Here is a 20,183-nt window from a genome sequence, read left to right as displayed (position 1 = left end):
GCTCACAGGTCAACACCTATTCTTTCAGCAGATCCTTGGAAGCGGCTCATCTTCGAGTTCATTCATGAAACGTCTTCCTCCCATTGGCGTAACAATGGTCACGCGCCCTTTTGATTCGGTGTTTTTTACTATTACACCAATGTGTTCGGCCTGCTCCCCGTTTCGAATGCTCCGCCAGTGTTCTAGCACCTTACCGCTTATGTCAGGGGCAACAACAGCAACAATGCGTCCCTCACACGCTAAAACAAACGGATCAAAGCCTAATATTTCACACACGCTTGCCACTTCAGGTCGCACCGGAATATTATTTTCAATTAACTCGATATCGAAGCCTGTTTCATTAGCAACGTCATGGAGTAATACTGACAACCCTCCACGAGTTGGGTCACGCACAAAACGAACACCTTCCAAATGCTTGATTGGATCAATAAGAGGAACAACGCTTCCACAATCAGACTTTAGCTGACCTTGCAAACCATAGTCCTCGCGAGCAAGCAGGACACACGCACCGTGATCACCTACAGAACCACTAACCAGTACATGATCGCCTGCCTTTATAAGACTGGTATCCCAAATCGGCGCATCTCGGCTGTCTCCAACACCCGTTGTATTGATAAAAACGCCGCCACCACTGCCTTTCGGGACAACTTTCGTATCACCTGTTACAATGGCGACCTTCGTTTCTTCGGCAGCTTGATGCATTCCATTAACGATTTGTTTCAATGTTGAAAGGGAAAAGCCTTCTTCAATAATAAATGCAGTACTGATGTACCGTGGTGTTGCCCCAACGACTGCTAAATCATTGACGGTACCGTAAACACTCAACGCGCCTACATTGCCTCCTGGAAATGTTGGGGGGGATACAACGAAGCTATCCGTTGTTATACTCAGATAAGGACCATCAAAAGTTACTGTGGCGGCATCATGAAGCAGATCTAGATCTTTGTTCGCTTTATTTTTAAAAACATGATCAATGAGTCTTTTTGTCAGTGTTCCGCCGTTCCCCTGAGCTAATTGAATAGATTCCGTGCCCAACGGCTCTGATGATAAATGATTATTGCCCTCTGCGCTTTTCATTATGACCTCCGTGAACAGTATTCGTGGATTTGCCCAACACTTATTGCGGCATCGTTTAATGGCAAACTACTTGGAATAACCACAGGAATGTCTGATTGTAAAAACCGTTGTGATATACCGTCACACAAAATGCGATTTTGGAAGACGCCTCCTGCCAATCCAATGTGGTCAAAATTAAACTTTTTACGGCAATGTAGGGTTACCTCCCATACCGTTTCAATTAACGAAGCGTGGAAATTTGCAGCACGAGTTTGAGGAGACACTTTGAAATCAAATAGTTCCGGTACCAGTGTTCGCCAATCCATTTGAATAAATTCGTCGTTTTTCTGGACCAACGTTAACGGCATAACCTTAGAGGGCGTCGACGCAACGCTTTCCAACATCATCGGCGCCTGCCCTTCATAAGAGACTTCGCTCTGTTCACAGCAGGCAAATGCCGCCGCGTCGAACAGTCTTCCCATTGAACTACTAACATGACAATTGAGTTCGTTTTGCCATGCGTTGTAGCTTAATTGTTGTGGATCAAATGGTTTAAAATCAATGCCGGTGAAATTAGTACCCCACACTAGTGATGCTGCACTTCGCCATGGTTGATTTGGAACCTTGTTGCCGCCTTGCAACTTCATAGGCGCTAATGAGGCAACACGTTTCCAATTGCCCGGCGTCCCACAAAAAACTTCCCCTCCCCACATCTCGCCATTCTCGCCTAATCCCGTTCCATCCCACACGAAAACCAAGCTTGGTGTCGATATTTCAGCAGCTAATGCCCACGCTGATGCATGAGCGTGGTAATGTAAAACTTTAGTAGTCGGTAGTTCACTGCCTTTGGCCCAACGGGAACTGATATAGCCAGGATGGCTATCGCAAAGAATACGCTGTGGATGAACATGATAGAGAGCTTGAAAGTCACTGATACATTTTTCAAAGTGCGCTTGCATTATCGGAGAATCGAGGTCGCCAATATGCGGTGTTACGATAAGTCGATTGTTCAAAGCTATTGCGACTGTATTTTTCTGATTCGCGCCAACAGCAAGCATTGGTTCCTGCACAGTATATGGCAATGATAATTCTATCGGACTTATACCCCGCCCCAGGCGAATTGGAATGGTGCCTGACTTAAGCGTTCGCAGCACAGAATCATCCAGTTTGTGAAAAATGTCTCGATTATGGTGCACGAAGATGTCTGCCAACATCGTAAGGTGTTGCTGTGCCGATGACGTCGATGTGACCATCGGTTCACCGTAAATATTTCCTGACGTAGCCACCATGGGGCGATTGAATTGCTGCATAATGAGTAAATGCAGTCCGCTGCACGGCAACATCACCCCCAAATCACGAAGCATGGGCGCTACGTTATCTGCAATGGGTACATTCGATTGCTTTTTTGCAAGTAAAATGGGTCGCACGGGGCTTAGTAAGAGCGCTCTTTGATGACTGTCTACAGCAACGCATTTATCTAACCAATCCTCACTTGTTTCGTCTGCACGAGGCTCTGGGAGCATGACCGCGAAAGGTTTATCTGGTCTATTTTTACGCTGGCGTAAAAGGTCTACCGCTTCAGTGCTTTGTGCGTCACAGAGCAAGTGATAACCGCCTATACTTTTTAACGCGACAATTTTGCCTTGATTCAAATATGCGACAACCGTTGCTACAACATCAACATCGCCTTGCGAGACCACGCGCCCGCCGACAGTTGAACAAAATACTTCAGGCCCGCATACGCGACAGCTTATTGGTTGAGCATGAAAGCGCCTATCAGTTGGCGATTGATATTCTTTACGACATAACTCACACATTGGAAATGCTGACATACTCATGTTCTTTCTGTCGTATGGCATTGCTCGCAGCATAGAAAATCGTGGACCACATTTACTGCAAGCGATAAAGCTATAGGTGCCACGTCGGTTAGTATTTGACAGTAACTCAGCTTTACACGCTCCACACAAATAGACATCTTTGGGGATTGATATCGCCCCGCACGCTATATCATGACCGCTTTCTTTTATCGTGAACGAGTCTACATTACTCAGTTTAACCTGCTTTTTTTCCAGCAAGGATATGGAAACTAGCGACCCATTGTTCAGTAAGTCGAATACAAATTGTTCAACGTCTAGCTCAGTGCCTTCAGCGTGTATTCGCACACATCCACAGTCGTTTTGTACCCAACCAACAATACTTTTTTCATACGCTAAGCAGTAAACTAACGGTCTGAACCCAACCCCCTGGATGACTCCAGTAATGTTCAACTCATAGGCGATAGTTTTACTCTTATTCGTATTGGCAACATATGTGCGGGCAGTTGTCATCACTTCATCTCCACCTTTAGCGTATTCCCCTTTTTGATAACATTTGTTATCGAGCGCTCACCAGAGCTATACCAAATTCGGCAAGCCCCCTCATCAGACACCATACATGCGCCTTTAGGGGATGCTGGTTTGCATTCCTGACCAAAAAACGGGCACGCATCAGGTGCCATTTTTCCGAGGATCACTTTTTCACAGGGCGATGTGGTTTCAGGAACGTTTTGCGCACATTGCGAAGGGAAATCGACTGGCGCATAATCGTTTGTGGCGTCTAGGTGCGATAGTCTCGAAGCAAAGGAAAATCCAGAACCAGGAATAACACCAATTCCTCGCCAATGTGCGTCAACGATAGTGAACGCTTTATTGATTATTGCTTTAGCTGCTGCATTGCCGTTTTGCTTTACCACTTCGGGATAGCGGTTACTCAGTGTGACGACTTTATTTGAACAATTACCGAGCAGCGTTTGGAGCGACAACAGCAAACTTTCTGGATGAAAACCAGCAATACTGACAGGCAAATTATGATGGTCGATTGCAAACTGCCATTCTTCACTACCCATAATTGTCGCAACGTGGCCTGGCGCAATCAGTGCATCAAAAGTATTCGGTTGACTCTCAAGCACATGGGCAACTGCTGGCCAAGTAAGTCGTCCAGACAATAATACTTTAAAGTTATTGGGTAAATCATTAAGCAGTGTTGCTGCAATCGGTGCCATAGTCGTTTCAAAACCAACAGCAAAAAACACAATAACCTTACGAGGTTCTTCCAATGCTATAGATACCGCTTCTTGAGGAGAAGATATCGGACGGATATCGGCCCCTTGATTTTTTGCGTCTATCAATGAGCTACAGCCACCCATTTCGTGTTCGACTGGGACGCGGAGCATGTCACCAAAACTAACGATAACGACATTTTCGTTAATGGCTAAGTGTATCGCGTATGCAATATCCTCTTCGGGGCAAATACAAACGGGGCACCCTGGCCCAGGTATCAGATGAATATTGTGCTGAAACAACGTTCTAAATCCAGCGCGCGTAATCGCACGCTCATGGCCACCGCAAACATTAAGAATACGAAACGGTTTTGAAAGCGAGGTATTCTTAATGTCTCTTAGCAACGATTCAACACTGTACATAAGACTTTAGACTCCGCTATTTTGTAACGACTGAGACTGATGAGCTGTAATGGCGTGCGTAAAATAAGAAAACCAACGCTCTAGATGTTGACTTTTCAATGAAGACACTTCGAGAACGGGCGCATCGTTGCCCACTTTACGAAATGATTCAATCGCGCGAGGTACATTGAATTCATCGTGAAATTGCAAGTAATCGGTCTTAGAAATAAGCATGACGTCCGCGGCACGAAACATCACTGGGTACTTTTCAGGCTTATCATCACCTTCTGGTACGGACAGCAAAATAATGTTTAAGTGCTGTCCTAAATCAAAACACGCTGGACAAATCAAATTGCCAACATTCTCTATAAACAAAACGTCTAGTTTTTGTAAGCTAAATCTTCCAAGTACCTTTTGCACCATACTGGCGTCCAAGTGACACCCTTGGCCCGTGGCGATTTGCTCCGCCTGCACACCATGACGTCTAATTCTATTTGCGTCATTTTCAGTTTCGAGGTCGCCTTCAATCACCGCCATCGCGTATTGCGACTTAAGCGCACGTATCGTTTCTTCGAGTAGCCGGGTTTTTCCACTGCCTGGGGATGACATCAAATTAATCACTAGTACATTATGTGCGTCAAATAAAGCACGGTTTGCTATCGCTTGGCTGTCATTGTTGCTTTTTAAATTTGCGTGAACCTCAACGATATTTGCTGATGGCTTGTCAGTTTTCTCTGATTTTACTTGCGTTTCGCAACCACAGTTACCGCACATGTTTTCTCTCCTTTGATTCTGTAAAATTGTCAGGTGCGATAAACTCTATTCGTTGCAATATAAATTCATCGCCCTCAATGAGGTCGGTTTGCCAAGCACCGCAACTTGCACATAGGATACTATTCACCGAAACTCGGCTGAATTCGCCACACAATTTACAGCGTATCTTGATAGCGCTTGTGTCAATTCTAAGCGTTGCCTGATCGCCAATGGTGTGAGTTCTACACGCCAAGAACGCATGGTGCAGCAAGTCAGGCTCAACACCTGACAGTGGGCCGACTTTGACGTGAACCAGACTGACAGACTTATTCATGTTTGCTCGCTGGTGAACAGCGACTGTGTCAAGCAAGCTATAGCAAAGACTAATTTCATGCATCGTAAGCAATGACCTGATCGAGCATCTCCCATGTCACCTGCGCTTCATCATAGGTGATCACTTGGAGAGCATAACCAACATGTACCATCACATAGTCGCCAACTTTGACCTCTAGCCCTTGCACTAAATGTAAACTCACCTCGCGAGAGACACCTTTCGCTTCACACGTTGCGTTAAAGCCTTTAATTGCAATGACTTTCATGGGGATAGCGAGACACATTACTGTTTTACCCGTTGATAGGGCCTACTTGCTCTAGCTCGATAAATAAACAGCGCAACGGTGACAAGCACGATTGTTGACACCAGCGATCCCAAAAGTAGTGAATGATCGCCTTGATGACCCGGGTGCGCATAACTAACGGGTGAACCTACCACCAGATAAAAAAAGGCAATTAAAGAAGTAACTGACTTTCTAATACTATTTTTGATTTTCATAATATTCCTCAAGTAAGGTTAACGAACTTTTAGACGCAAACGCTCTTCCCCTGTTTCGTCCATTACGTGCACGGCACATGCTAAGCAGGGGTCAAAACTATGAAGTGTTCGCAAAATCTCTAAAGGTTGGTCACGATCATGTAGCGTATGTTTATCTTGCAGAGCGGCTTCATAAGCACCTGCCTGTGAGTTGGGATCTCGAGGTCCAGCGTTCCATGTCGTAGGCACGACACATTGGTAATTCTCAATTTTGCCATTTTGCATGACCAACCAATGCCCCAACGCGCCACGAGGCGCTTCCATCACGCCTACCCCCTGGCCTTTAATTGGCCAATTGGTAGGGTCAAAATACAGAGGGTTAAACGTATCGGTATCGCCCTTTGCGATATTATCCAATAGTTGGTCATACCAAGACTGTAGCTGGTTAACCACAATTTTTGTTTCCACTGCTCTGGCGAGCGTCCTACCGAGTGTGGAGAAAAGTGCAGAGGTCTCTAAATCCAAGATAGAAAGAGATCGATTAACGATGTCTTGCGCAGCGGCATCTTTTTTAGCATACATCATTAGCACGCGAGCCAGCGGTCCCACCTCCATCGCATGGCCTTTCCAACGCGGACTTTTCAACCATGAATATTCAGCCCCTACATTTAGGTGCTTGTAAGGCGGTTTCGGACCAGTATACTCGAGTGTTGTTTGTCCATTAAAAGGGTGTAAACCACTTGCGTTCCCTCCACTATATCGATACCAGGAGGAAGAGACGAATTCTTGAATTTCAGAGGGATCATCTAGATCAAGGTCATGCACTTTACTCAAGTCTCGACCAAGTATTGCACCTCGTGGAAACAAGAAAGAATCAGGGTCATCCATTGATGTCATAGGTAAGTCTCCATAGGTAAGAAAGTTACCCAGCCCTTCCCCTCGTGTCCCCCACTCTTTGTAATAACCCGCAATCGCCACAATATCGGGGTAATACACCTGATCGACAAAGCTCTTCATTTGCGTGATAGCATCTTGTAGTTGCACTAATCGACTCGTGTTAATACCCGTTGACGCATTGAGATTAATCGGTGAAGGCACGCCGCCAACGACAAAATTAGGATGAGGGTTTTTCCCTCCAAATATGGTGTGAACTTTTACAACTTCACGCTGCCACGTTAGCGCATCTAAATAATGTGCTAATGCCATCAAGTTAACTTCAGGTGGCAGTTTATAGCCAGGATGCCCCCAATACGCGTTACTGAATATCCCTAGCTGCCCAGACTCAACCAGCGTTTTGACTTTTTGCTTCATATCTTTGAAATATCCCGGCGATGAACGAGGATAATCACTCAATTGACCGGCGAGCGTAGCGGTTCTCGTTGGATCTGCATCTAGTGCAGAAACAACGTCAACCCAATCTAGGGCATGCAAGTGATAAAAATGCATCACGTGATCATGCACATATTGGGTTGCAATCATGATGTTTCTTATCAGTTGTGCATTTTGAGGGATAGCCATTTCTGCTTCACTCAGTACGCCTATTGAAGTACGTGACTGTCGGTGCCCTTTTTTACCATGTTGCATCGGTCCTTTTGGCATAGATGTCATGGAGGGCTTTCCAATGGCAACCCCTAATTTTGCGTTTGACCGCCAAGCTTTTCTAATTGCATCTTCGACAGCACGCACCGATGCCATACCATGCACCAGCGTGCAGACGCCACAGATACGTTGCGCAAAAGCCCAAGCGTCACGCGGATCTCTGCCTTGTAAAATCAGTTCAATTCCCCGAACAGACGTGCCTGATGAGAACGCCTGTTTGATGGTATTCCCATCCATTTCAGCTTCTATTCGAAGATGCCCTTCAATTCGAGTGATAGGATCGACGACTAACCGGTTGTTACTTGCTGTATTTTCCATGAGCCTTGCCTATTATCTTATGAGTTTTTCCCAGCATGCTTCTGTGCACCTTTGCCGGGTTTGGATTTGTACCACTCCCATGGACCCAAGGCTTGGTAAAAGCTGCTTTTATCCCAGAAATCGGGCTCAGAGCAACCAAGACACGGATGGCCAGATTCGATAGGAAAACTCGTGCCTTGATTCCATTTAACCGTTGCACATGCGTTAAAGGTTTCGGGCCCTTTACAACCAAGTTCGAACAAACACCACCCATTTTTTGCCCCCTCATCATCAAACGATTTTGCAAATTTACGTTGTTCAAAAAATGGGCGTCGATAACATCTGTCATGGATGCTTTCACCAAAAAAAGCGAGTGGGCGTTGTAATTCGTCGAGATCAGGGAAACGCTTAAACGTCAGGTAATGAACCAACACAGCTGTAATCGCGATAGGCAGTGGCGGACAGCCTGAAATGTTTACGATTGGCTTGTCTGTAATAATGTCGCTTACTGCCACTGCCCCCGTCGGATTTGGGTTTGCTTTAGGGATCCCGCCAAAAGACGCGCAGGTACCGATGGCAATAATACCCGCAGCATCTTTTGCCGATTCTCTCAGCATATCGACATTACTCATGCCACTGATCGTTGAGTATCCTGGGTTACCCACCGGAACCGAACCATCAACCAACAACAAATATTGCCCTTTGTGCGCGTTCATCGCCGCACGCCTAGCGTCTTCAGCTTGCTCTCCCGCAGCAGCCATTATCGTATGCTGATAATCCAACGAAATATGATCGAAAATAAGGCTTTCCAATGTGGGAGCATGAGAGCGCAATATTGCTTCGGTACACCCTGTGCACTCTTGAAAGGGCAACCAAATCACAGAGGGTCTTCTCGCATTGCCAAGGGCAGTCGCCAAATCGGCAACAGCGCTTTGCGGCAATGCCAGTAAAGACGCCGTTGTAGCGCAAAACTTAAGAAATGTGCGTCTTGAGATACCGGACGCTTGTAACTGCTTGTTTAATGTTGGTAGCGCCATTTCAATCCTCCTTAGCCGTTTCATCAGAAGATTGATGAGACAACGAATGGATGTCAGACACTATATTGCTGAGCGATAACACCATATCTTCTGGCTGAGATTTTATGATTGGTGGACAGGTACAGATATGAACGTATTTGCCCATGATCTCCACATCTTCGTTATAGTGAATTTCAAGCCAAACGCCTGCGTAGCGTGATTCGATTAGCACCGTATCACCCAGCGCCTGAATATCAGCTTTAACCTCTCCATGCCCAAGAAAAGCTTCTAACTGCGCTTCTTCGCTAGCGCTTAAAGGCAATCGTCGCAGATCAATCGTGGTTTGTTCTTGTCGTTCAATTAACTGAGACAACGCATGACGTATCTGATGCAAAAGCGGCATTACGTTGCCGGTTTTTTCAGCATTGGATGTCATAAAAATGAGTTCTTCGGTCATCGTGCCTCCTTTTGGGTTGCCGGTTTATAGGCCTGAATGTCGTCGCTTGATAAGCAAGCAAATGCGATATCGATGATCGATGTTAACGCTGCATTTACCTTTGGACTCAAAGAGGTTCCCCACTCTATCGCCTCAGGCTCTACGCCAATTAACGTCACCGCAGAAGGTTTTGAATATAACGTTTGGCTGGTCAACAATGTATCGCGTAACGTGATCTGGTGAACGGAATGGGTCGTCGCTTGCTTAAACTGATCCGCAATTGCCTCGTCCTCAAACACTCTCACCGTACCAGGCGAACAGCGCATGTAGGCCGCGTCGATGACTATCGTATGATCGGAACTCGCGACCCACTCCAAAAGTTCATAGCTCAGTGTCCCAGCGTCAATGCAAGATACATTTGAATAAGACTTTAGCAGGGGTTGCAGAGCACGAACCGCGTGCACACCAACGCCATCATCTCGCTGCAGTAGATTTCCAACACCAATGATAGCGTAGCGCTTAGCCGCATTTTTAATTTGGTCAATTGTTGGTGTAGTTTCTAGTGATAGCATCGGTATTTTCCTTATTAGCTATGAGGTGCTGGAATTGACCAGCCAATCACAAAGAATAAACAGAGAACGATCACCGATAGACCAAGTAATTTTGTTGACCTAATGCGTTGACCTGTGCTTTGACGCATCACGAGTTTGATCACGATTATTGTTTGGATCAGGTAATAAAGTGCAAACCCTTTTGAAGCGAGATTAATAATTTCAAATACGTTAGATGACCAAACTAATATACCTGCGATGGCGATAACTAAAACGTAGTAAAATTGGGGGGAGATAGGTAAATGGAAAAGCTCTTTTAAGAGGCCTCCGCCACCGATAGTATCGGCTAATGCTGCACTTAACTGACTTGCCGTGGCGGCAACCAGTAATAAAATCGGCAATACCCATATTGCTTGCCCTAGGGTGTAGCTAATCGTTGTTTCGTTTAATTCCGTGATCGGAAAATCCAGGAAAATAGGACACGTTAGACCGATAAAAACAACATAGAGAAAAATAGCGATCCACTGAGCATAACGACTCGCTTTAATGCGCTGTTCTGGCGTATAGTTATTCCCCATAAAACGGGTTGTCTCGAACCCTTGCGTTACCATGAGCATCCCTGCGAGCATGCTAACAGTTTCAAAATGGCTCAATGCCTGTATCGCTTCATGTTGAAACCAAGCACTTTGTACTTGTATGTCGTAGGTTGCCAGCGCTGCGAGCACACCTACTATAATAGCCAACTTTATTGTCACGGCGAATAGCTCAATGGTCTCTAGCCCCCTAGCACCTCGAAGCCAAGCGACCACCATAATGATGACAAGCAACCCACTGGTAAACAGTTTGATGTACGTCGTATCAGAGATAGATAAACGATCAAAAACAAACGCTGCAAACAAACTAATATAAAACGCCACGGAAATGGCATATGCCGCACCAAGCGCCCATTGACTTGCTTTTTCAAGCGTCATAATACTGCTTTGTTGATTGCTAGCTAGCTCAGGTTCTGCGTGGCGTATATTGAAGCGAATAACCGACCCCAGCGCATATGCCAGAATGGACAACAACACTATTCCAAGCAGTGCCCATTTCCCCATTACCGAATGCAGCAGTGGTGCAATGATCAAAAAGCCACTACCAATAATGGAAGCCAACGGTGTGACTGTTGCTCGCCATTGGAAAGATTGTCGTAAGCGAGGCAGACACAATACTATTGCGATCAGCACCGAGGTTGCGAGCGCAATGGAATTTGTGATCACAGTTTGTACCCCTTAATGGTGTTTATACCACCCGGCACGCTTAATATCGTTCCAGGACGTAGATTGATGGCAGGCATAGCATTCCTCAACTTTAGCTTTAGGCTCGCCTGCCACTTTGGCGGAAATCATTTTAAAATGCTGCATATAGTGACTGGGCGGCGCTTCATGACATTGATTGCAATCACGTGATTGACTCGACGGGTGAATAAACTTTGGCAATGACCATTTGTCTGTGCTGTGACACTGCACGCAATCCTCTCCAAATAGACCTAAATGGCGATCATCGTTGCTGTGACATTGCGTACAATTTAATAAGGCTTCTTTATCACTGACCTCAGGGTGCACAAACAAGGGCTCAGGAGTTTGTTTATTCGCTAGTATGTTCTCCAAAAACGCCATGGTGGCAGCGCCCTCGTCAAACGGGACATTTGGGTTGGGGAGCATATTGAAACCAATGTCGACTAACGCTATATGGCTCATGAGCGAAATGTTGGCCGATTCACCTTTGTGCTCTACATGGCAACTTGCACATTCTTTGATGTCGGTATGAAATGCAGTGGGTTGACGCGCAACGATATGCGTATCATTTGCATGACACGCCACACATTTGTCACGCTCAACGCCCTTCACCGGTGTGTGACAACTCAAACAGTCATCCGCGAGAAAGGCATGTGCTTTATTGAGTGAACCGGGTTCAACCATTTTTTCCCATGGAATTTGTGCGCTATCTTCAGGCATATGAATGAAATGACTGACGCCAAAGCCAGCAGCAACTAAGCCAAGAACGATTATTATCCATTTCATCATAACCAGCGCAGTCCAAAGTAAACTTCACTGAAAATGTGAAAAAACAGGACTACATAAAGTGTCATTGAAATCACGATGTGAAATTTTAACCAACGAGCAAACCACACCTTCGCGGTGTCATGAATGAGAATGCTGTACTCAACATCGGAAATTGTATCAATGATAGAAAGAACCTGGCTTTCTTGTTTGAACAATTTACTTTGTGCTGAAGTAGGCACATTTAACGTAATGTAAGGAATATGTCGTGCGGATGTTTGGGCAAACGTCGAATATCTGTCATCACAGACTGCGTCTTTCAACGCCTGTTTTGCGTTAGAAAGCGCAACGTGGAGTTCATTTACTTGGCGCTTTTTCTCTTTCACATTCGATGAAATAAGACCGAGTACATATCGACCCACAAACCCACTGATCACAACGACCATCATAAAGATAACAAGCGAAACTCCGGTAGCACTATCAAAACGATGGGCACTATGGATCAGCGCTAGAATAGGCCCCAGCACACCAGCATAGATATGTATACGCAGGAGCTTTGGCATAGCGATGTGCTTCGTCACGACTTTCTTAAGTGATTTGTTACGCTTAATGGTCATGTATACCAATGGGATAAGCATTAATACCGAAGCGCTTAAACCCACGCCAAATCCAATAAAACTGCCTGGGAATGCTGGGTCTCTATGCCATAAAAAACCGAGCCATAGCAGGATCATTAGGACAACCAAGCTGCTTACAATTGTGCGCTCTTGAGAATTCATTAAGCCTCAACCTCCACATCAGATTTAGGGATAGCTTGGCACGCCAGAATATACCCACTGAGCTTATCTTCAGGCTCCAGCCCATCATCAACCTCCATATCGACGTCACCACGTAGCAGTTTCACCTTACAACTCCCGCACGAACCCGCTCTGCATGAATTCTCTATATCTACATCGAGTCCATCAGCGACGTCTAATACGGTCTCATCCGGACCCGCGTGGGCTTCGACGTCTGAAAGACTAAACCGTACTTGTCTGTTGTTGCCTGCGTTGGTGTTAGTGGCTAATTGAGGTTTAACGGGAGCGGGCTCTGGTTTAGCAGCCCCAAACGCTTCGGTTTTAATATGCGTGTTAGGCATACCCAATTCGGCTAGCATTTTTTTCGTAGCATCCATCATTGCAGGAGGCCCACAAATATGCGCAGTTTTTGAGGCAATATCTGGCACAAATTCGTTTATCATTGCGGATGAAAAGCGGCCTTGGGGCCCCATCCAGGATGTACCCTCTGCTTGAGTCATACTGACCAGTACTTTTAACCGAGGATGACGTGCTTGCAGATATTTTAATTCCTGTTCAAAAATAAAGTCGTTGGACGTTCGCGTACAAAACAGAAAATAAATATCACCGTCCCAGCACGTCGTCGTCAAGTAGCGGACAGCGCTCATCATCGGTGTGATCCCCACTCCCCCAGAAATCAACACCACGCTGTTTGAACCATGATCATTGAAATAAAATTTACCGCCGGGGGCTTTAATTGAAAGCGTATTTCCTACCTCAACCGCGTCATGCATATAACGAGAAACCACACCGAACTCCTCTCGCTTTATCGTAACTTCAAAGTAATACTGTTCAGTGGGCGATGATGCAATGGTGTATGAGCGCTTAACTGGCTTTTCAAAACCATCGATGTTCAGTGTGAACGTGACAAATTGACCTGGTTCGAAATCAAATGGAATGGTTTGTCCATCTGGGCTGGCTAGACGTAACGTTTTAACATCATGGGTTTCATTAAAAATCGCGGTTACTACCATACCGCCACTAAACGTGCCCTTGCGCGATGAGGCAGTGGATGACAATGCTGGCTCGCTACTTTGCGCAGGTGCCGAAGCATGCTGCTGGGCAGCCGGATTAGATTCGACAACAGAGGAAACTTTTGTCGTTGGCGCAGATGTGCTTGCGGTGTCAGTAGACTTAAGCTCTTCGAGCAGCGCGGCAGCTCTGCGCATCTTAAATCCATACACATACACCATAACAATTGTAAATATGAGTAAAACGAGCATCACTGCGCTGTGAAACGGTGTCATACCAAATAGGGTTGAAGTACCTTTTTCCGGCGCACTGGGAAGCAAATTCATTTGTGACTTGAACCAGGTTAATGCCACTCTTCGTGGTTCTTGCCCGTCTTGTATGGCACGTTTCGCAGCAAGACCACTGTCAAAATGGGCTATACCCTCTTTAACTGTTTCAACAGCCATTTGCATTTGGGAATAGTCATCAGTGGCAGCTGCGCGGGCAAGCCAATCAAAACCTGTAGCAAGTTGCTCACTTCCTTGTTGCATTCTTGCGGTTGCTTTAATCAGAACAGTCTCTCTTTGTTCGGGTGTAGCTGAATGCATGCGCATTAGCGTGGGATAGAGATCTTTAGGTTTGGGTGCACCCATTTTCTCCATCATTTTATCCATGCCTTTTGCCATACCGGATCCCATCATGGCGTCAGCATTGCCCAGCGGTCCTTTACCTTGTGTAGCAGTCGGCAAAACATCCGTATTAGCGTTGACAGTGGGATCATTGGTAGCTTCAGGATGGTGGCTCGCATGCTCACTATCCTCTGGCTGTTGCTGTGCGTAACTGCTCGTCGTTGCGAATAACAGCATAACGTTCAAAATGACGGCGTAACGCAGAAAAAATGATGTGTGTGGCCACCACATGCTCATAACTCACCTGTTTGTTCGGCCATCCACAGGCTATTTATCTTAGCGATCTGAGAGGGCGTTAATACTGATACCGCTTTCCCTACCGATGTAATAAACTGCAACCGCAAGGCGCTGTTTGTGGCTTCTATTTCAGCAATGGTGTCTTTGATATTGTCGTATTGAGGTAGCCCCTGAGCGGTCAATTCCCACAACGATGCTTCTAACGCACTTCGCTGCAGCGTAAAGCTTTGTTGAGTAGACTCCCATTCAGTTCGGATCGTGAGAAGCGTTTGGTACTGACCATCGGTCAATTCGAGTGTCTCTTTGTGGTTTAAGAAAAAAGCTTGCTCTCCAACGTGGTATAAATGCAGCGCTCCACTGACACCGGGTAAGCTTTCATTTAATGGAGAACCAGATATCTGTGTTTTATTTTGTTCAGGTGGTGTACCCATCATTGAGCTGTTTTTCATCATCATTTTGCACATCATTCCCATGCACGATTTCCCGCGCATTGGCATCATGCCTTTATTCTTACTCTTTCCCATTTTCATTGTGTTTGTTGCTGAAAGTGGCATTGATGATGTATTGAGTGAAACACTGGTATCACTCGGATTTACACTCTCATTGCTTTTTGGCTGGGTCGCTAATGAATTGTCTAACGAGCGCAAAGCGGTTTGGATTTTAGCGAAGTCATCAACGTTTAACTCAGGCTGAGTTTCTTTAGTTTCTGATGAATTGTTTTTTTTGTCTGGCTCAGTACTTTGTGGTACTGCTGAGCACGCGGTTGTGAATAAGACACTCACTAATACCAGCGTCACAATAACCGCTATACGGTAGGGTTGGTGATAAACTCTATTATTCACAACGGCATACTCCTAATTAAAATATTAATCAAAAACCACGGTCAAACTCGACCATGTCATAACGCGTAATTTCGCCATCCAGCACAATAGCTTCCGCGAAGTGCTTATCCTTAGTTTTTCCAAGACGAATTTTCCCAACGAACTCTCGTGAATAGCTGTTTTCACCTTCTGAGATTGCTGTAGGGTCGTAGACAGTTCTATAGACATTAAAAACTTGATGTTCCTTCAAACCATCCGTATCAGATACACATACCACTGCTTGCTTATCATCGACTGTAACAACTTGCCCACTCATGATGTAGTCGTGATAAACCTGGCTTGCGCATCCTCCGAGGAGTCCAACTGACAAGACTACAATTGAAAAAAACTTAATTAATTTATTCATGTAAAATTCCTGTGATTATTGAAATAAGCGAGACAGCAGGTCACCTCCTGCCTCGTAACGTGGTGATTAGCTCTATTTGTGTTTATGTATTGGTTTAGACTTTTCAGCGGTGTGCCCCATCATTTGGCTCATCATGTCTTCCATCATCGACATACGCTGTTCCATCATTTTCATTTTGTCTTCGGTGGACATATCAGTGTGTTTGTGTTTCATTCCTTTTCCCGCTTTCATCCCCATCGAGTCGCTTCCTTCCATCATGCCCATCATGTCTTGCATCTTTTGGGCATGCTCATGCAACATGGCTTCGCGCTTCTCCGGATCCGATTCACTCTTAACGGCATCCAATACTGCGCGCATTTCTTCCATATGCGTCTGCATCTTTTGCATCATCTGACCATCCATCATCGGCATATCAGATTTGTCAGTCTGTTGATATGCAAAAGAAGTCGCTATTGGCGCAACGACTAAAGCACTGGCCAGTAATAGTGAAGTAAGCTTTTTCATAAGATTGTTTCCTTTGATTATGCTCAGTTGAGCGTTTTAGGTTTAAAGTTTACGTCTTGTCACCTTAATCTAATGTCTTAGACTCAGGTCAATAGGCTATATGGACGATAAAAACTCAGCTAAAGCTTCAAGCTCATCATCTGTAATCGGCATTTGCGGCATTGCGGACGACGAGTTATTAAATTGAGGCTCCTTAACTTTGCGCAAAAAGAATGCCCTGCCTTTTTCGCTAATAACATTATCCAGCGATGGACCGAGTGTTCCGCCTGCGCCTTGCACTTGATGACACCCCTGACAACCATATCGAGTGAGTACGTCACGTGGATTGACTGTTAATGATTTAGCCAGAGTCACCTCTACCGGTTGAGCAGGACTAGAAGCTATTTCCATGAATTCAAGAATGGCTTATACTTCGCTGCCGGTTAAATGCGCTTTTTCGCGCATGTGTGGCATGATCACTCTCCACTCACTGATAGAAAACTCACGCACAGGCCTACTGTTATGACAACGCGCACAGTTGTTATTAATTAACTCTGCGCCAGAAAGTGTGGTTTCATCGTCTGCCAAGTTCGGTAACGAAATAAATGTGATTAGTGCACATATAATTAATTTCTTGTTCATGATATCCCCTAGAATCCATAGCTGAATTGCACAGCAAACCGTGTATCATCAGGGCCTTCAACTACGTCTGTATCTTCATAGCCCACCTTAATAACTGAACGAGGGTCCAACCAATAGTTGACACCTACCATCCAGCGCTCCGCTTCTTCAATTTTATTGGTTTCAGCATATTCAAGGACCAATTCAGTACTACCTAGGGATTGAAAAGCATGCCCAACGAAGAAAGTACCTTGTAAAAACCATCCATTGCGTGAAAATGAGTCAATAGTTTGCTCATGATCTCGCTCAACAAATGAGTCCGTTTCAGTTTTAATATACTCGCCTCTGATGATGGCGTGAGTACTAATAAAGTTGATATCAAACCCATTGGCTGTGATATCTAGTTGTCCTTGTTCGTCGTAGGCACCTTAATAAAATGTTTATGTATTTAATCGTAGTGATTTCATTTCAAATGTAGTTGATTCAGATCAAAGCTTCACAACGAATCGATTACAGTTTGATTACATTTCTGTAATCAAATCATTAACTTATTTATCCATTCAAGGACTTTACTTATGCTGAAGCTATCAAACATATAAGTGAGCTTTCACTCTTCTACGAAATAGGCTTTTAAGATGTTGTATCAACAGACAGCACTAATATCAGGCGCTAGCTCTGGTATAGGACTTGCGCTTACAAAAGAGCTTCTACTCTCCTACCCTTTTATCCAGATCGTAGCACTTTGTAGAAATCCAGAAACTTTACAACAGCTTAAAAGGTCTTATGGGGATAGGGTCAGAATCGAGTGTATCGATTTCACTAATAGGGATTGTATTAAAAGCCTTCAAAACGTTGTCAATCAGCATACTCACTTTAGCTACCTGATCCATTGCGCAGGTGTTGTCATGCCATTTGGAGATATTAGCAACGTCGCCCCTGATGAGTGGGAGGCAACCCAATGGATAAATGTCGAAGTACCTCGCCTTTTAACGCAGATATGCTTAAAAAAATTTAGTCATAGCCGCGTGATGTTTTTAACCAGTGATTTGCCAGTACAACCCGTTGCTGGCGCCTCAGCTTATTGTGTAAGCAAAGCATCATTAAATATGCTGTGCCAAAGTTTTCAACTTGAAGTCGATAACGATATTGCTGTTTTTACAACTGTGGCTCCTGGAAACGTCGACACGAAGATGCAGGAAACGATAAGGCAAGCCTCAAATCGAGCTTTGCCTGCATCGGAGTTAATGCGCAGTATGTTTTCGGCAAACAAGCTTTTACCTCCCCGATTAGTTGCACAATATCTGCGACAATTGCTGAGCGATGTCACGCCAAACACTTTTGGAAGTCGTAGTTGGAATTTACTAGAGAGTATTGTTGAAGTTTCACCTGCAAAACAGACAAAAACAGATTCAATTGACACGCGTGCTACTGAAACAAGCCTGGTAGAACTGGCAAGTCTTGTTGGCGGCGCATTCTGGTCACCGGGTAGTGCAGAATATGAAGAAAACAGGAAAGTATTCAATCAAGGTGTTTCGCGTTTTCCGTTAGTAATTATTCAACCTAAGACAAAGACCGATATTATACACATTGTCAAATGTGCAAAGCAGTTGCGCTTATCCATTACAATTAAGGGTCAAGGGCATGGTGTAAGTGGCATGTCGGTCCTTAACAATGCAATTGTAATTGATATGTCGATGTTTAAAACAACTGTACTGAATGTTGATAAGAGCTCAGTAAACGTCGGCGCAGGCGTCAAAAATAGTGAATTGGACCATTTTCTAGCGCAACACAATAAAGTGGTTCCTTTGGGTACCTGTCCCGATGTTGGTGTTGTCGGCGCAACATTGGGAGGGGGGATCGGTTTTTTGTCCAGAAAGCTTGGTTTGAGTTGCGACAATGTACTCGCGTTTGGATTGATAACTGCTGACGGTAAAGTAAGACAAGTGACCGAATCCCAACACGCGGAGTTATTTTGGGCATTAAAAGGGTGTGGCCATGGTCAATTTGGCGTTGTGACCGATATCACGTTTAAATTACACGATGCCCCCCAAAATATTGATGGCCGAATACTCGAGTGGCCGTTATGTCACGCACGATCTATTCTTAGGCAATATAGCGAAATAGTGCTCAGTGATAACAGATCGGTTTTTCTATATGCATATCTCTCGCGATCTACGCACGATAAAGCACGAATTTCGATAATGGGGTTTAGTGAGGACTCGGTGCACGGTTTGGAATCTGTAGCCAAATGGCAAGACGGTGCCAAATTGTTAAGTAGGCGTTCGCAATACGTTGAATGCCAGTCCAATAACTACGATAGTGATCTGAACTTGTATTGGCGCAATGGCATAATTGAAGGTGAGCTATCAGACGAATTCATTGAAACACTTTTATCATGTTACCGTGCTTGTCCGGTAAATTCAGGGGGATTTATGCTAGACCCGCTTTGTGGCGCTATTCAGGATGTAAACGCTGACGGTTCGGCATTTATTCACCGCAACGCTTCCTTCGTCTGTAGTATCACAGGGATCACTCAATTTGAACGTGACGATACTGAAGTTATCGATTGGGTAAATAAATCTTTCGATTTGCTATCACCGTTTTTTAATGGCCATTCTTACCAAAATTATGACATGGGGAATGGGTCGCCACTTGCACTTTACTACGGCCAACACACAGCTCGTTTGAAATTATTAAAACAACAATACGATCCTACTGGTCTGTTTATGAGTTCTCTTCTGCGCCCTGACTAAAAGTTTTTTAGTCATTGCTGTGACGATTTTGATATTCTGAACGTATGCTCTACCCAAATTGAATTGGCATTGTGGTTTCTTGTAACAAGGAAATAGTTTATGAAAAGATGGATATGTTTGTTTCTTGTGATGTCATCTTCGCTCGCACATCCAAATGATCGTGAGCATGGCGATTTTTACAGAGGATTAACTGGTCTTAAAGCACAAATTGATGAAATTAATCGCGACTTGATTTTGCTGGAAAATGCCACCCTTTCGAGTTCAGAATCAACAGGCGACTGGCTCGGATTGAGCAACAAATTGATGACGCGTATAAGAAAATTTCAGAGGCTTCTGACGCAGAGTTACGTGAGTGGAGTGCTCAAGAGTTAGAGCAGGTAAAGCAG

23 protein-coding genes are annotated in these 20,183 nt (G+C 44.9%); 2 read left to right on the top strand and 21 right to left on the bottom strand.

Features of this window, described 5'->3' with window-relative positions:
• Positions 1-24: 24 nt before the first annotated feature.
• The 21 genes from hypE to ACFI6L_RS10150 form a co-directional block, all read right to left on the bottom strand.
• Entirely contained in the window at positions 25-1,077 is a 1,053-nt protein-coding gene (gene hypE, locus ACFI6L_RS10250) for a hydrogenase expression/formation protein HypE (protein WP_226434258.1), read from the bottom strand.
• The gene (hypF, locus tag ACFI6L_RS10245; protein ID WP_462573932.1) at positions 1,077-3,383 is read right to left on the bottom strand and encodes a carbamoyltransferase HypF; all 2,307 of its coding nucleotides are present in this window, start codon (positions 3,381-3,383) and stop codon (positions 1,077-1,079) included. Before hypF ends, hypE begins: the two co-directional genes overlap by 1 nt.
• On the bottom strand, positions 3,383-4,516 hold the full coding sequence (hypD, locus tag ACFI6L_RS10240; protein WP_012516863.1) for a hydrogenase formation protein HypD: 1,134 nt from the start codon (positions 4,514-4,516) through the stop codon (positions 3,383-3,385). The genes hypF and hypD overlap by 1 nt, the downstream gene beginning before the upstream one ends.
• Positions 4,517-4,522: 6 nt before the next feature.
• Positions 4,523-5,269, bottom strand: coding sequence for a hydrogenase nickel incorporation protein HypB (hypB, locus tag ACFI6L_RS10235; protein ID WP_020742696.1), 747 nt, complete (start codon positions 5,267-5,269; stop codon positions 4,523-4,525).
• Positions 5,259-5,645: a hydrogenase maturation nickel metallochaperone HypA/HybF gene (locus ACFI6L_RS10230; protein WP_012516861.1), complete on the bottom strand. Its 387-nt coding sequence runs from the start codon at positions 5,643-5,645 to the stop codon at positions 5,259-5,261. Before ACFI6L_RS10230 ends, hypB begins: the two co-directional genes overlap by 11 nt.
• On the bottom strand, positions 5,638-5,865 hold the full coding sequence (locus ACFI6L_RS10225; protein ID WP_012516860.1) for a HypC/HybG/HupF family hydrogenase formation chaperone: 228 nt from the start codon (positions 5,863-5,865) through the stop codon (positions 5,638-5,640). Before ACFI6L_RS10225 ends, ACFI6L_RS10230 begins: the two co-directional genes overlap by 8 nt.
• The gene (locus ACFI6L_RS10220) at positions 5,865-6,080 is read right to left on the bottom strand and encodes a hypothetical protein (RefSeq protein WP_012516859.1); all 216 of its coding nucleotides are present in this window, start codon (positions 6,078-6,080) and stop codon (positions 5,865-5,867) included. Before ACFI6L_RS10220 ends, ACFI6L_RS10225 begins: the two co-directional genes overlap by 1 nt.
• Positions 6,081-6,098: 18 nt before the next feature.
• On the bottom strand, positions 6,099-7,976 hold the full coding sequence (locus ACFI6L_RS10215; protein ID WP_462573927.1) for a nickel-dependent hydrogenase large subunit: 1,878 nt from the start codon (positions 7,974-7,976) through the stop codon (positions 6,099-6,101).
• Positions 7,977-7,993: 17 nt separating this feature from the next.
• On the bottom strand, positions 7,994-8,992 hold the full coding sequence (locus ACFI6L_RS10210; RefSeq protein WP_012516857.1) for a hydrogenase small subunit: 999 nt from the start codon (positions 8,990-8,992) through the stop codon (positions 7,994-7,996).
• A gap of 1 nt (position 8,993) precedes the next feature.
• Positions 8,994-9,428, bottom strand: coding sequence for a hydrogenase expression/formation C-terminal domain-containing protein (locus ACFI6L_RS10205; protein WP_006991848.1), 435 nt, complete (start codon positions 9,426-9,428; stop codon positions 8,994-8,996).
• Entirely contained in the window at positions 9,425-9,979 is a 555-nt protein-coding gene (locus tag ACFI6L_RS10200; protein ID WP_462573926.1) for a HyaD/HybD family hydrogenase maturation endopeptidase, read from the bottom strand. Before ACFI6L_RS10200 ends, ACFI6L_RS10205 begins: the two co-directional genes overlap by 4 nt.
• A 14-nt stretch (positions 9,980-9,993) precedes the next feature.
• On the bottom strand, positions 9,994-11,217 hold the full coding sequence (locus ACFI6L_RS10195; RefSeq protein WP_156079167.1) for a hypothetical protein: 1,224 nt from the start codon (positions 11,215-11,217) through the stop codon (positions 9,994-9,996).
• 12 nt (positions 11,218-11,229) lie between these two features.
• Complete coding sequence (locus ACFI6L_RS10190) at positions 11,230-12,024, bottom strand: cytochrome c3 family protein (protein WP_014997000.1); 795 nt, start codon at positions 12,022-12,024, stop codon at positions 11,230-11,232.
• Positions 12,021-12,779, bottom strand: a complete 759-nt coding sequence (locus ACFI6L_RS10185; RefSeq protein ID WP_348670544.1) for a hypothetical protein — start codon at positions 12,777-12,779, stop codon at positions 12,021-12,023. Before ACFI6L_RS10185 ends, ACFI6L_RS10190 begins: the two co-directional genes overlap by 4 nt.
• Entirely contained in the window at positions 12,779-14,713 is a 1,935-nt protein-coding gene (locus ACFI6L_RS10180) for a 2Fe-2S iron-sulfur cluster-binding protein (RefSeq protein WP_462573924.1), read from the bottom strand. The genes ACFI6L_RS10185 and ACFI6L_RS10180 overlap by 1 nt, the downstream gene beginning before the upstream one ends.
• Complete coding sequence (locus ACFI6L_RS10175) at positions 14,710-15,555, bottom strand: hypothetical protein (protein WP_020742694.1); 846 nt, start codon at positions 15,553-15,555, stop codon at positions 14,710-14,712. Before ACFI6L_RS10175 ends, ACFI6L_RS10180 begins: the two co-directional genes overlap by 4 nt.
• A 28-nt stretch (positions 15,556-15,583) precedes the next feature.
• On the bottom strand, positions 15,584-15,940 hold the full coding sequence (locus ACFI6L_RS10170; RefSeq protein ID WP_012516849.1) for a hypothetical protein: 357 nt from the start codon (positions 15,938-15,940) through the stop codon (positions 15,584-15,586).
• Positions 15,941-16,012: 72 nt separating this feature from the next.
• Entirely contained in the window at positions 16,013-16,444 is a 432-nt protein-coding gene (locus ACFI6L_RS10165) for a hypothetical protein (RefSeq protein WP_012516848.1), read from the bottom strand.
• Between the two features lie 96 nt (positions 16,445-16,540).
• Positions 16,541-16,834, bottom strand: coding sequence for a c-type cytochrome (locus ACFI6L_RS10160; protein WP_226434253.1), 294 nt, complete (start codon positions 16,832-16,834; stop codon positions 16,541-16,543).
• A 15-nt stretch (positions 16,835-16,849) separates the two neighbouring features.
• Positions 16,850-17,065, bottom strand: coding sequence for a hypothetical protein (locus ACFI6L_RS10155; RefSeq protein ID WP_012516846.1), 216 nt, complete (start codon positions 17,063-17,065; stop codon positions 16,850-16,852).
• 8 nt (positions 17,066-17,073) lie between these two features.
• A complete protein-coding gene (locus ACFI6L_RS10150) occupies positions 17,074-17,247 on the bottom strand; it encodes a hypothetical protein (RefSeq protein ID WP_012516845.1) in 174 nt (57 codons plus the stop codon).
• 432 nt (positions 17,248-17,679) lie between these two features.
• On the opposite strand from ACFI6L_RS10150, the gene ACFI6L_RS10145 reads away from it, so the two are divergent.
• The gene (locus ACFI6L_RS10145; protein ID WP_370133348.1) at positions 17,680-19,797 is read left to right on the top strand and encodes an SDR family NAD(P)-dependent oxidoreductase; all 2,118 of its coding nucleotides are present in this window, start codon (positions 17,680-17,682) and stop codon (positions 19,795-19,797) included.
• A 99-nt stretch (positions 19,798-19,896) separates the two neighbouring features.
• Positions 19,897-20,169, top strand: coding sequence for a hypothetical protein (locus tag ACFI6L_RS10140; protein WP_462573923.1), 273 nt, complete (start codon positions 19,897-19,899; stop codon positions 20,167-20,169).
• The last annotated feature ends 14 nt before the right edge of the window (positions 20,170-20,183 follow it).

It is taken from the genome of Alteromonas sp. G4i35 (assembly GCF_054960375.1).
Note: the sequence above shows the minus strand (reverse complement) of the source record. Positions and strands in the feature narration are given on the sequence as shown.